This window comes from Burkholderia sp. Cy-637, from assembly GCF_011753175.1.
GTDB lineage: Bacteria > Pseudomonadota > Gammaproteobacteria > Burkholderiales > Burkholderiaceae > Burkholderia > Burkholderia gladioli.
Window position 1 is genome coordinate 18,139 of record NZ_VWWC01000084.1, and the last position, 12,603, is coordinate 30,741.

General features: G+C 67.9%; 12 protein-coding genes. 5 read left to right on the forward strand and 7 right to left on the reverse strand.

Going from position 1 to position 12,603, the window contains the following annotated elements:
- The first annotated feature begins 104 nt into the window (after positions 1-104).
- The 3 genes from gpmA (at position 105) to moeB (ending at position 3,729) form a co-directional block, all read left to right on the forward strand.
- On the forward strand, positions 105-851 hold the full coding sequence (gene gpmA, locus F3J10_RS21190; RefSeq protein ID WP_025097048.1) for a 2,3-diphosphoglycerate-dependent phosphoglycerate mutase: 747 nt from the start codon (positions 105-107) through the stop codon (positions 849-851).
- Between the two features lie 420 nt (positions 852-1,271).
- The gene (locus F3J10_RS21195; protein ID WP_025097049.1) at positions 1,272-2,834 is read left to right on the forward strand and encodes a S41 family peptidase; all 1,563 of its coding nucleotides are present in this window, start codon (positions 1,272-1,274) and stop codon (positions 2,832-2,834) included.
- A 142-nt stretch (positions 2,835-2,976) separates the two neighbouring features.
- A complete protein-coding gene (gene moeB / locus F3J10_RS21200) occupies positions 2,977-3,729 on the forward strand; it encodes a molybdopterin-synthase adenylyltransferase MoeB (RefSeq protein ID WP_167242920.1) in 753 nt (250 codons plus the stop codon).
- A gap of 98 nt (positions 3,730-3,827) precedes the next feature.
- On the opposite strand, the gene ptsP is transcribed toward moeB, so the two are convergent.
- The 7 genes from ptsP to F3J10_RS21235 form a co-directional block, all read right to left on the reverse strand.
- Positions 3,828-5,600: a phosphoenolpyruvate--protein phosphotransferase gene (gene ptsP / locus F3J10_RS21205; protein ID WP_025097051.1), complete on the reverse strand. Its 1,773-nt coding sequence runs from the start codon at positions 5,598-5,600 to the stop codon at positions 3,828-3,830.
- Between the two features lie 206 nt (positions 5,601-5,806).
- The gene (locus F3J10_RS21210) at positions 5,807-6,076 is read right to left on the reverse strand and encodes an HPr family phosphocarrier protein (protein WP_013699472.1); all 270 of its coding nucleotides are present in this window, start codon (positions 6,074-6,076) and stop codon (positions 5,807-5,809) included.
- 81 nt (positions 6,077-6,157) lie between these two features.
- Positions 6,158-6,628: a PTS sugar transporter subunit IIA gene (locus tag F3J10_RS21215; protein ID WP_013699473.1), complete on the reverse strand. Its 471-nt coding sequence runs from the start codon at positions 6,626-6,628 to the stop codon at positions 6,158-6,160.
- A 176-nt stretch (positions 6,629-6,804) separates the two neighbouring features.
- A complete protein-coding gene (gene gshB, locus F3J10_RS21220; protein ID WP_013699474.1) occupies positions 6,805-7,761 on the reverse strand; it encodes a glutathione synthase in 957 nt (318 codons plus the stop codon).
- Positions 7,762-7,821: 60 nt separating this feature from the next.
- A complete protein-coding gene (gene gshA, locus F3J10_RS21225) occupies positions 7,822-9,111 on the reverse strand; it encodes a glutamate--cysteine ligase (protein ID WP_013699475.1) in 1,290 nt (429 codons plus the stop codon).
- 334 nt (positions 9,112-9,445) lie between these two features.
- Positions 9,446-10,942, reverse strand: coding sequence for an ammonium transporter (locus tag F3J10_RS21230; protein ID WP_025097052.1), 1,497 nt, complete (start codon positions 10,940-10,942; stop codon positions 9,446-9,448).
- A gap of 36 nt (positions 10,943-10,978) precedes the next feature.
- Positions 10,979-11,317, reverse strand: a complete 339-nt coding sequence (locus F3J10_RS21235; protein WP_006398175.1) for a P-II family nitrogen regulator — start codon at positions 11,315-11,317, stop codon at positions 10,979-10,981.
- Between the two features lie 348 nt (positions 11,318-11,665).
- Here F3J10_RS21235 and F3J10_RS21240 point away from each other — a divergent pair, with 348 nt between their 5' ends.
- Complete coding sequence (locus F3J10_RS21240) at positions 11,666-11,923, forward strand: accessory factor UbiK family protein (protein ID WP_013699477.1); 258 nt, start codon at positions 11,666-11,668, stop codon at positions 11,921-11,923.
- Between the two features lie 129 nt (positions 11,924-12,052).
- Positions 12,053-12,603, forward strand: a 551-nt coding sequence (locus F3J10_RS21245; protein WP_275691705.1) for a magnesium chelatase domain-containing protein, incomplete at its 3' end; no start/stop codon positions are given.

Genomic DNA, 12,603 nt, shown 5'->3' on the forward strand with positions numbered 1-12,603 from the left:
AAGGACAATCCCGCCATTATAAAATATCCGTCTGACGCGATGGCGACCCGGCTACGGACCCGCCTTTTGCGGCCCGCTTCCTTACTACCGACCAGCAAGCACTCATGTACAAGCTCGTTCTCATCCGCCACGGCGAATCGACCTGGAACAAGGAAAACCGCTTCACCGGCTGGGTCGACGTCGACCTGACCGAGCAAGGCAACAACGAGGCCCGCCAGGCCGGCGTCCTGCTCAAGGAAGCCGGCTACGCGTTCGACATCGCCTACACCTCGGTGCTCAAGCGCGCGATCCGCACGCTCTGGCACGTGCAGGACCAGATGGACCAGATGTACCTGCCGGTGGTGCACTCCTGGCGCCTCAACGAGCGCCACTACGGCGCGCTGTCGGGCCTCAACAAGGCCGAGACGGCCGCCAAGTTCGGCGACGAGCAGGTGCTGGTGTGGCGCCGCAGCTACGACACGCCGCCGCCGGCGCTGGAGCCGAGCGACGAGCGCGCGCCCTTCGACGACCCGCGCTACGCCAAGGTGCCGCGCGAGCAGCTGCCGCTCACCGAATGCCTGAAGGACACCGTGGCGCGCGTGCTGCCGCTGTGGAACGAGTCGGTCGCGCCCGCCGTCAAGGCCGGCAAGCAGGTGCTGATCGCCGCGCACGGCAACTCGCTGCGCGCGCTGATCAAGTACCTGGACGGCATCTCGGACGACGACATCGTCGGCCTGAACATCCCCAACGGCGTGCCGCTCGTCTATGAACTCGACGAGAACCTGAAGCCGATCCGCCATTACTACCTGGGCGACCAGGAGGCGATCGCCAAGGCCCAGGCCGCCGTCGCGCAGCAGGGCAAGGCCAAGTAAGCACGGCGCTCATGTCGTGCCGGCCCGGGCCTCGAGCCTGGACCGGCGCGGCAGCGGCCCTGCCATCCTCAGGCACGAACGGCTCTTGCTCGCCACCGCGCCCACTCGGCAGCGTCTGCCCTCTCGATCGCGAGATGCCGAGATCCGGCGGACGAAGCGCCGGGTTCGGCTCGTCGCGCCCGGCGCCACCGCCAGCCGCGCGCCAGTTTCGCGCCAGCCGGCCGCGGCTCCCGCCTCGGCAAGCCCGCGCCGGGCATCATCGCGCGAGATCGGGCGAACCTGGCCGCGCTGCCGCTGTCGAACCCGCTTCGTCGCCGCTTTCACCCGCCACGGCGGAGCATCGGGACGAACGGAGATATACTTGACCGTCCTCCCACCTTCACGCCATAGCCACACGCGCTTTCCGACGCACACGATCCTATGCGAATGAAATTGAAGAATATCGGCCTCGTTGCCGCGGGCCTTGCCACCGGTGTATTCGCGACGCTGCAGATTTCGGCGTCGGCCCAGCAAGCCACGATCACGACGCCGCTGCCGCTCGACCAGTTGCGGCTGTTCGCCGAGGTGTTCGGCCAGATCAAGCGCGAATACGTCGAACCCGTCGACGACAAGAAGCTGTTGACGGCCGCGATCAAGGGCATGGTGTCGAGCCTCGATCCGCACTCGTCCTACCTCGACAAGACCGACTACGAGGAACTGCAGGAACAGACCAAGGGCCGCTTCGCGGGCCTGGGCATCGAGATCTCGCAGGAAGACGGCCTGGTGAAGGTGATCTCGCCGATCGAGGACACGCCCGCGTTCCGCGCCGGCATCCGTCCCGGCGACCTGATCACCCGCATCAACGACAAGCCCGTGCGCGGCATGACGCTCGACAAGGCCGTCAAGCAGATGCGCGGCGACCCCGGCACCAAGGTCACCCTGACGATCTTCCGTAAGACCGACGACCGCACCTTCCCGGTCACCGTCACGCGCGCGATCATCAAGGTGCAGAGCGTGAAGATGAAGATGCTCGACCCGGGTTACGCCTATATCCGGATCACCAGCTTCCAGGAACGCACCACCCCCGACCTGGCCGCTCGCCTGCAGGACATCGCGCGCCAGCAGCCGAACCTGAAGGGCCTGGTGGTCGACCTGCGCAACAACGGCGGCGGCCTGCTGCAGAGCGCGGTCGGCGTGGCCGGCGCGTTCCTGCCGCCGAACTCGGTGGTGGTCTCGACCAACGGCCAGATCCCCGATTCCAAGCAGGTCTACCGCGACGACTACGACAACTACCGTCTGCCGACCTTCGATTCCGATCCGCTGAAGGGCCTGCCGGGCATCTTCAAGACCGTGCCGATGATCGTCCTGACCAATGCCTACTCGGCCTCGGCCTCGGAAATCGTGGCCGGCGCGCTGCAGGATTCGCATCGCGCGCAGATCATGGGCAAGACCACCTTCGGCAAGGGCTCGGTGCAGACGGTGCGCCCGCTCACCGCCGACACGGCACTGCGCCTGACCACCGCCTACTACTACACGCCGAGCGGCCGCTCGATCCAGAACAAGGGCATCGTGCCGGATATCCCGGTCGACCAGTTCTCGGACGGCGATCCCGACGACGTGCTGGTGACGCGCGAAGTGGACTACACCAACCACCTCGCGAACACCCAGGATCCGAACGAGAAGAAGGAGCTGGAGGCCCGCGAACAGCGCCGCCTCGACCAGCTGCGCATCCTCGAGGAGCAGAACGACAAGAAGACGCCGGAGCAGCGCGAGAAGGATCGCAACCGCAAGCCGGTCGAATTCGGCAGCGCCGACGACTTCATGCTGCAGCAGGCGCTGAACAAGCTGGAAGGCAAGCCGGTCCAGGAATCGAAGTCGCTGCTCGCGGAAAGCACCTCGAAGCCGCTGACGGCGGGCGCGGCCGCGCCCTCGGCCTCCGCGCCGAAGGCCGCCACCGCGCCGGCCAAGGCCTCCTCGGCCAAGCCGGCCTCGGCGCCGAACTAAGCGGCAGCCGGCGCCCGACACGGGCCATCGCGGCAGTGCCGCGGTGGCCCGTTTCTTTTGGCGCGGACTTCGGCAAGCGAGGCCGGCGGCGAACGCGCCTAGAATATCGGCAGGCAACCCCAGGCTTCCCCCTTCCCCCGCGATGAACGACGAACAACTGCTCCGCTACTCCCGCCACATCCTGGTCGACGAGATCGGCATCGAGGCGCAGCAGCGCTTCCTCGACGCGCATGCACTGGTGATCGGCGCGGGCGGCCTCGGCTCGCCGGCGGCGATGTACCTGGCGTCCTCGGGCATCGGCGCGATCACCCTGGTCGACGCCGACACGGTCGACCTCACCAACCTGCAGCGCCAGATCCTGCACGTCACCGAATCGGTCGGCCGCAACAAGGTGGAATCGGGCCGCGACGCGCTCGCGCGCCTCAATCCCGAGGTGGTCGTGCATGCCGTGGCCGAGCGCGCCGATGCGGCCTGGCTCGACGCCGCCGTGCAGCGCGCCGACGTGGTGCTCGACTGCAGCGACAACTTCGCGACGCGTCACGCGATCAACCGCGCCTGCGCCGCGCACGGCGTGCCGCTCGTCTCGGGCGCGGCGCTGCGCTTCGACGGCCAGATCAGCAGCTTCGATTTCCGCGATCCGGCCTCGCCCTGCTACGCCTGCGTGTTCCCCGAGGACCAGCCCTTCGAGGAAGTGGCCTGCTCGACCATGGGCGTGTTCGCGCCGACGGTCGGCATCATCGGCGCGATGCAGGCGGCCGAGGCGCTGCGCCTGGTGGGCGGCTTCGGCGAGCCGCTGGTCGGGCGGCTGATGATGCTCGATTCGCTGCGCATGGAATGGAACACCATGCGCATCGCGCGCCAGGCCGATTGCCCGGTCTGCGGCGGCCGCCACTGAGGCGCGGGCCCAAGCTCCCGTTTCCCTGATGCCATGAAAAAGGCGGGGCATCCGACCCGGATGCCCCGCCTTTTTCGTTCCCTCCCGCCAGAAGCCGCTCAGGCCGCCAAATCCGCCTTCGGCTCGGCCGCCGCGAGCTGCTTGAGCGCGAGCTGCACGTCCTCGGGCTCGTAGGAGGCGAGCACGTCGGCGGTCGGCTTCTCGATCGCCTTCAGGTGCGCGCGCAGGATCTCCTGCTTGACCACCAGCAGCTGGCTCGGGTGCATCGAGAACTCGGTGAGCCCCATGCCGAGCAGCAGGCGCGTCATCGCCGGATCGCCCGCCATCTCCCCGCATACCGACGCCGGCACGCCGGCGCGCTTCGCCTCGCGCAGCGTGTAGGCGATCAGGTGCAGCACGGCCGGATGCAGCGGATCGTAGAGATGCGCGACGGCATTGTCGGCGCGATCGATCGCCAGCGTGTACTGGATCAGGTCGTTGGTGCCGATCGAGAGGAAATCGACGCGCTTGAGGAACAGCGGCAGCGCGATCGCGGCCGCCGGGATCTCGATCATCGCGCCCACGCGCACGTTCGGATCGTAGGCCAGGCCCGCATCGTCGAGCTGGCGCTTGGCCTCGCGGATCAGGTCCAGGGTCTGGTCGATCTCCTGCGCGTGCGCGAGCATCGGCACCAGGATCTTGACCGGCCCCACCGCCGAGGCACGCAGGATCGCGCGCAGTTGGGTGAGGAACATCTGCGGCTCGGACAGGCTCCATCGGATCGCGCGCAGGCCCAGCGCCGGGTTCGGCGCGGTCTCGTAGCCTTCCTCGAGCGCCTCGAGCGGCTTGTCGGCGCCCACGTCGATGGTGCGGATCGTCACCGGCTTGCCGTTCATCAGCTCGACCGCGCGCCGGTAGGCGCGGAACTGCTCCTCCTCCTCGGCCAGCGCGTTCGCGTCGTTCATGAACAGGAACTCGGTGCGGAACAGGCCGACGCCGACCGCGCCCGCGTCGACCGCCGTCTTGGCGTCGTCGGGCAACTCGATATTGGCCAGCAGGTCGATCTGGGTGCCGCACAAAGTTTGGGTCGGCGAGAACTTCAGGCGCTGCAGCTTGCGCTGCTCGAGCGCCATCTCCGACTGCCGGTACGAATACTCCTCGAGCACGATCGGCGCGGGATCGACGATCACGATGCCCCGGTCGCCATCGACGATGATCAGGTCGTTCTGGCGGATCAGCGCGCTGGCATGCTGCACCCCGACCGAGGCCGGGATGCCGAGGCTGCGCGCCACGATCGCGGTATGCGAGGTGCGCCCGCCCAGGTCGGTGACGAAGGCGCGGAAAGCCTGGTTCTTGAACTGCATCATGTCGGCCGGCGCGATGTCGTGCGCGACCACGATCATGTCGTCCTTGCCGCCGGCCGCGCCGCCCAGCGCCTGCGAGGCCGAGGGCGCGCCGGCCAGCGCCTTCAGCACGCGCTCGACCACCTGCTCGATGTCGGCCTTGCGCTCGCGCAGGTACTCGTCCTCGATGTCGTCGAAATGGCCGCTGATCACGTCGAGCTGCTCGGTCAGCGCCCACTCGGCGTTGTAGCGGCGCACCCGGATCAGGTCGACGGTTTCCTGCACCAGCATCGCGTCGTTGAGGATCATCGAATGCACGTCGATGAAGGCCGCCACCTCGCTCGGCGTGTCCTCGGTGAGATCGGCGCGCAGCGCGTCGAGCTCGCCGCGCACGGCCAGCAGCGCGGCGCGCAGCCGCTCGATCTCGGCCTCGAGCAGCTGCGCCTCGACGAGGTAATGGGCGACGTCGAGCGCCGCCGGCGCGATCAGATACGCGCGACCGATCGCGATACCTCTCGAAACGGGAATTCCCTGCAGCGTGAAGGACACGCGCACCTCCTGTCAGTCCGATCATGCGCAGCCCGCCGCCGCGCTGCGCCTATGACCCCGATTCGCGATTATAAATTCCGCGAACCCCGCGTGACAGCATGCGTCGCAGCATCGGCGGGCAATGGTCTGTTGTCTGAATAAACGCAAATGCCGCGTGAACTTCTTCACGCGGCATTCGGGGCAGGACGGGACCGTGATGTAAAGGCTTACTGGCCTTCGCCGAACTTGTCGGCGATCAGCGCGAGCAAGGCATCCATCGCTTCCTTCTCGTCGGCGCCCTCGGTCTCGATGGTCACCGTGCTGCCGATGCCGGCCGCCAGCATCATCACGCCCATGATGCTCTTGGCGTTGATGCGCCGGCCGTTGCGGGTCATCCAGACTTCCGACTGGAAGTTGCCGGCGAGCTGGGTCAGCTTGGCGGACGCGCGAGCATGCAGCCCCAATTTATTGACGATGGTCGTTTCTTGCTGAAGCATGGTGTTCCGTTCAGGTAGGGACAACCGGCGCCCCCGCGCCGGCGGAAGAAGGACGGCCGCTCGCGCCGGGCGAGCGGCCGCTCAATGCGTTTCGGTCTGCGGCTTGGGTTCGGGCGGAATCGGCGCGCACTCGCCGCAGCCGAGGCCCGGGCGCGGCGGCGGCGTGCCGGCCGCGACCTCGTGGATGCCCTTGGTCGAACCGGCCAGCGCCTTCTCGACCAGCGTGTCGATCGGGGTGGTGCGGTAGCAGACCGAGCGCACCAGCATCGGCAGGTTGACGCCGGCCAGCACGCGCACCCCGTCGAGCTTGGCGAGCTGGCCGGCGATATTGGCCGGCGTGGCGCCGTACATGTCGGTCAGCACGAGCACGCCGTTTTCCTCGCGCAGCCGCGCGATCTCCGAGTGGGCGTAAGCCATCACCTGGGCCGGATCGTTATCCGCGAGTACGTCGATGGCGCCGATGCGCGCCGGCAGGCCGCCGTAGATGTGGGAGATGCACTCCCGCAACGCGGTGGCCAGCGGAGCATGAGCAATGATCAGGATGCCTGCCATGTCAACCTTGCAACAATGTCGGCCCGACCGCCGGACCGGATGCCAGGAATAAACCTACCGGGCGAACGGGCATTGTAGCAGGCCGGTTTCGGGGCCAGTCCACATCGTGGGCCGGCCGCGCTGCCGATCCGGCGGCGGGGGACCTGCGCGGCCGCCGCCGGTGCAAAGCATGATTCTCAGCCGACCGCGCGCTCCAGCGCGTCGACGAACATCGCCGCGACGTCGAAGCCGGTCTGCTCCATGATCTCGCGGAAGCAGGTCGGGCTGGTCACGTTGACCTCGGTGAGCCAGTCGCCGATCGCGTCGAGCCCGACCAGCAGCAGGCCGCGCGCGGCCAGCACCGGCCCGAGCGCGGCGGCGATCTCGCGATCGCGCTCGGTGAGCGGCTGGGCCACGCCCACGCCGCCGGCGGCCAGGTTGCCGCGCACCTCGTTGCCCTGCGGGATTCGCGCCAGCGAATACGGCACCGGCTCGCCGCCGATCAGCAGGATGCGCTTGTCGCCCGCCTTGATCTCGGGAATGAACTTCTGGATCATCAGCGAGCGGCGGCCGTCCTCACCGAGCATCTCGACGATCGAACCCAGGTTCATGCCGTCGGCCTTGACGCGGAACACGCCCATCCCGCCCATGCCGTCGAGCGGCTTGACGATCACGTCGCCGTGCTCGGCGTGGAAGGCACGCAGCCGCGCCACGTCGCGCGTGACCAGGGTCGGCGCCACGAACTGCGGGAATTCGCCGATCGCGAGCTTCTCCGAATGATCGCGGATCGCCTGCGGGCGATTGACGATCCTCGCCCCGGCGCGCTCGGCCATCTCCAGCAGCCAGGTGGAGGTCACGTACTCCATGTCGAAGGGCGGATCCTTGCGCATCAGCACCGCGCCGAAGGACGTCAGCGCGCGCGACTCGGCCGCGCCGGCCTCGAACCAGGTGTCGCGATGCAGGTCGGCCGTGTCGCCGACGATCGTCACGCGCCGCACGTCGGCCTCCACCGAGCTGCCGGTCCAGGCCAGCTGCTGCGGCTCGCAGGCATGGATCGTGTGCCCGCGCCGCGCCGCCTCGGCCATCATCGCGTAGGTCGAATCCTTGTAGATCCGGAAACGATCGAGCGGGTCGGCGATAAAGAGAATGTCCATGCGGGTCCTGGTGATGGCTGGCTGAGTGTGGCGGTCTTGATCTCGCGCGGGCGGGCCCGCTCAGACCTGGATCGCCTCGGGATCGGTCTTCTCGAGCTCGATCGAGGAGGCGAGCAGGCCGAGCCGGCCGACCACGCCATACATGTAGAAGCGGTTCGGCGGCGCCGCGCCCGGCTTGGCGTGCGCGTCCGGCAGGGCGGTGTGCTCGAAGCCGAGCGGCACGTAGTGCATGCCCGGCGCATTGAGGTTCTGGTCGCGTTCGCGCGCCGAGTGGGTGCGGTAGAAGCCGCCCACCACGTAGCGGTCGATCATGTACACCACCGGCTCGGCCACGTCGTCGCCGATCCGCTCGAAGGTATACACGCCTTCCTGCACGATCACGTCGCTGACCGGCAGCCCGGCCTTGGTCTCGGACATCTGGGCGCGCTCGAGCTTGGTCATGCCGCCGATCTCGGAAGCATCGTGCACGGTCATCACGCCGCGGCCCGCGGTGCCCGCGTCGGCCTTCACCACCACGTAGGGCTTCTCGCTGATGCCGTATTCGCGATACTTGCGCGCGATCTTCTTGAGCACCGCGTCGATCGCGTCGGCCAGCGCCTCGCCGCCGTTGCCGGCCTGCCAGTCGATGCCGCCCACGTGGGCGAAATAGGGATTCACCATCCAGGGGTCGACGCCGACCATCTTCGCGAACTTCTTGGCCACGTCGTCGTAGCAGGCGAAGTGGGTCGACTTGCGACGCACCGCCCAGCCCGCGTGCAGCGGCGGCAGCAGGTACTGCTCGTGCAGGTTCTCCAGCACGTCCGGAATCCCGCCCGACAGATCGTTATTGAGCAGGATCGAACAGGGATCGAAGTTCTTCAGGCCCAGGCGGCGCTGCGAGCGCTCGAGCGGCTCGAGCACGATCTTCTGGCCGTCGGCGAGCGTGATCGGCGTGACATCGGTCACGCTCGGGTCGAGCGAGCCGAAACGCACGTTGAGCCCGGCCTGGCGCATGATGGTGGCCAGCCGCGCGACGTTCTCGAGATAGAAGGCGTTGCGCGTGGGCAGTTCCGGGATGACGAGCAATCCTTTCGCATCCGGGCAAATTTTTTCAATCGCGGCCATCGCCGCCTGCACGGCGAGCGGCAGCACTTCCGGCGGCAGATTGTTGAAACTGCCGGGAAACAGATTGGCGTCGACAGGCGCGAGCTTGAAGCCGGCGTTACGCAGGTCGACCGAACAATAGAACGGCGGCGTGTGTTCCTGCCACTCGAGGCGGAACCAGCGTTCGATCGCCGGCGTCGCATCGAGGATTTTCCGCTCCAGCTCGAGCAGCGGACCGTTTAACGCCGTAACGAGGTGGGGAACCATGAATCACTCGCGAACAGGAGAAAAAAGATTGTAGAGCAATTACCTTGCCCATTTGGGGATTGTTCCCGGCTTCGCAAGGAAACACCGTATCTTTTTCTCGCTATTGACCCGATTGCCGAAAGGGTTATCCCGGCGCGGGATCGCGCGATTCACGACAGGGACATGAGCGGCAGATAGGGCCGGCACCGGCCCTTCAAAACACCCGGTCGAAAAAAAACCCGCCGGGAAGGCGGGCCGAAGTCGCTGCGCTCATTCTTTCGATCGGGCGGCGCGCCGTCGGGCGCCGCCGCCCGGGCCCCGGGACCTGGGGTCCTCGGGGCCTTCCATCCGATCATTACTCGACGTGTTCGCCGTGCAGGATCACGTCCAGGCCTTCGCGCTCCTCTTCTTCCGTGACGCGCAGGCCCATCACCATGTCGATCACCTTCAGGATGATGAAGGTCACGATGCCGCTGTAGAGCAGCGTGATCGCCACGCCCTTGGCCTGCACCAGCAGGCTGCCGTCGAAGCCGCCGATGTCCTTGACCGCGAACACGCCGGTCAGCAGGGCGCCGAGGATACCGCCCACGCCGTGCACGCCGAACGCGTCGAGCGAGTCGTCGTAGCCGAGCTTGATCTTGAGCCAGGTGGCCGACCAGAAGCAGACCACGCCGGCGGCGATGCCGATCACCAGCGCGCCGCCCACGCCGACGAAGCCGGCTGCCGGGGTGATCGCCACCAGGCCGGCGACCGCGCCGGAGACGATGCCCAGCACCGAGGGCTTGCCCTTGGCGATCCACTCCGCGAACATCCAGCCCAGCGCCGCGCAGGCGGTGGCGATCTGGGTGGTCAGCATGGCGAAGCCGGCACGGCCGTCGGCGGCCACCGCGGAACCCGCGTTGAAGCCGAACCAGCCCACCCACAGCATCGAGGCACCGATCAGCGTCAGCACCAGGTTGTGCGGGGCCATCGCCTCGCGGCCGTAGCCGACGCGCTTGCCCAGCACCAGGGCCGCGACCAGGCCGGCGATACCGGCGTTGATGTGCACCACGGTGCCGCCCGCGAAGTCGAGCACGCCGTCCGAAGCCAGCCAGCCGGTCGGTTCCCAGACCATGTGCGCGATCGGCACGTAGACCACCAGCGACCAGATCGTCATGAACACCAGCATCGCCGAGAACTTCATGCGGTCAGCGAAGGCGCCGCAGATCAGGGCCGGCGTGATGATCGCGAAGGTCATCTGGAACACGCAGTAGACCGATTCCGGGATGGTCGTGGCCAGGTGGCTGACGGTCAGCGTGGTGGCCGTATCGCCCTTCACGTAGGCCATGCCCGAGAGCAGCACCCGCGAGAAGCCGCCGATGAAGCCGTTGCCCGGCGTGAACGCGAGGCTGTAGCCGACCACCGTCCAGAGCACCGTGATCAGCGCGGTGATCGCGAAGCTCTGCATCACCGTGGCCAGCACGTTCTTCTTGCGCACCATGCCGCCGTAGAACAGCGCCAGGCCCGGGATCGTCATGAACAGCACGAGCGCTGTGGAGGTCAGCATCCAGGCGGTGTCGCCCGAGTTGATCTTCGAGGAATCGACCGAGACGGGCGCGGTCGGTGCGGCGGGCGCGGCGGCGGCCGAGGCACCCGAAGCCGGGGCGGCGGCGGCGCTCGCGTCGGTGGCCGCGGAAGCGGTGGCCGGCGCAGGTGCCGCGCTGGCGGCCGCCGGCGCGCTGGCCGTGGTATCGGAGGCCACGGCAGCCGAGGCTGCGGCGGGGGCGGACGAGGCGTCGTCGGCCATCGCGGCGCCGATCCCGGTCGCCACCAGCGAGCCGGCCATCAGCAATGACATCAAAAATTTGCGCATCTTGGGTTTCCTCTTGTCGCTTGTCGTTTTATTGACTTACAGGGCGTCGGCGCCCGTCTCCCCGGTGCGAATCCGGATAACCTGTTCGATCGGCGTGACGAAGATCTTGCCGTCGCCGATCTTCCCCGTGCGGGCCGCCCGCTCGATCGCCTCGACCGCCTGGTCGACCAGGTCGTCGGACACGGCGGCCTCGATCTTCATCTTCGGCAGGAAATCGACGACGTATTCGGCGCCGCGATAGAGCTCGGTATGGCCCTTCTGGCGGCCGAAGCCCTTCACCTCCGTCACCGTGATGCCCGAGACGCCGAGCGCCGAGAGCGCCTCGCGCGTCTCATCGAGCTTGAACGGCTTGATGATTGCGGTAATCAGTTTCATGAAGTCCTCTCGCTTTTCTGGTGGTCCGGGCGGTGGTCCGACTCACCGCGTTCCGTGGGTAGCGGGACACACTCAGCAACTCGCGTGCCATGTCGCTGTCCGAACCATCGCGCGCGCCGCCCGGCGGCCCGGAATACCCGGCCGAACGGCCAGCGCGGCGGCACTTCGCTGGCGTGCGTAATGGAAGGTTGTTAGAGTGCACGCACGTCCGGGGCATCCGGCGCGCCGCAACGGGGCGCGCGATGCCCGGAAACGGGCCGGCGGCGCGCACCAAATCCGCTCATGCGCGCCTTGTCGGCACGAACGCAACGGAATTTGCACATTTTTTGTGCAGAGAAGGGGAACACCATGAAACAACCCAGCGACGTTTTCAACGATCTGCAGTCGCGCGTCAGCGATCTGCTGAAGAATTCGCCGGCCAAGGATGTCGAACGCAACGTCAAGGCCATGCTCACCCAGGGCTTCTCGAAGCTCGACCTCGTAACGCGCGAGGAATTCGACACCCAGACCCAGGTGCTGGCCCGCACCCGCGCGCGCCTCGAGGAGCTCGAGCGCCGCGTCGCCGATCTCGAACGCAAGCTCAACGAGCGCCCCTCGGGCCTCTGATCCCCCGTCGCGGCCCCGGCCGCGACTCCCCGCAGCACCCGCCCGCGCCACGCCGGCAAGCGCGCACCCGCTCAACGGAATCCCCGAACGGCAGTCCGAGCCTCCCTCGGCCGCCTCCAGGAGTGCCCCATGTCGCTTGCCGTCGTGCGCTCGCGCGCGCCCGCTGCCGGCCGTGCGCCGGAAGTCACCGTCGAAGTCCACCTGGCCAATGGCCTGCCCTCGTTCTCGATCGTCGGCCTGCCCGACCTGGAAGTACGCGAGAGCCGCGAGCGCGTGCGCGCGGCCCTGCAGAACTGCGGCTTCGACTTCCCGGTGCGCCGCATCACCGTCAATCTGGCCCCGGCCGACCTGCCCAAGGAATCGGGACGCTTCGACCTGCCGATCGCGCTCGGCATCCTGGCCGCGAACGGGCAGTTGCCGCCCGGCGTGCTGGCAGGGCGCGAATTCGCCGGCGAGCTGTCGCTGACGGGCGCGCTCAGGCCGATGCGCGGCGCCTTCGCGATGGCTTGCGGGACGGCACGCGGGGAGCTGGCGGAAGGCCGGCGGCGCGAGGCGGCGGCAGCGAGCAATGTCGGGGCGGGTGAGGACGTGGGCACCGACGAGAACATCGGTGCTGGAGAAAGCATCGATGCGGATGAGGGCGGCGCAGGTGGACGCCATGACGGCGACGCCGAAGCCGG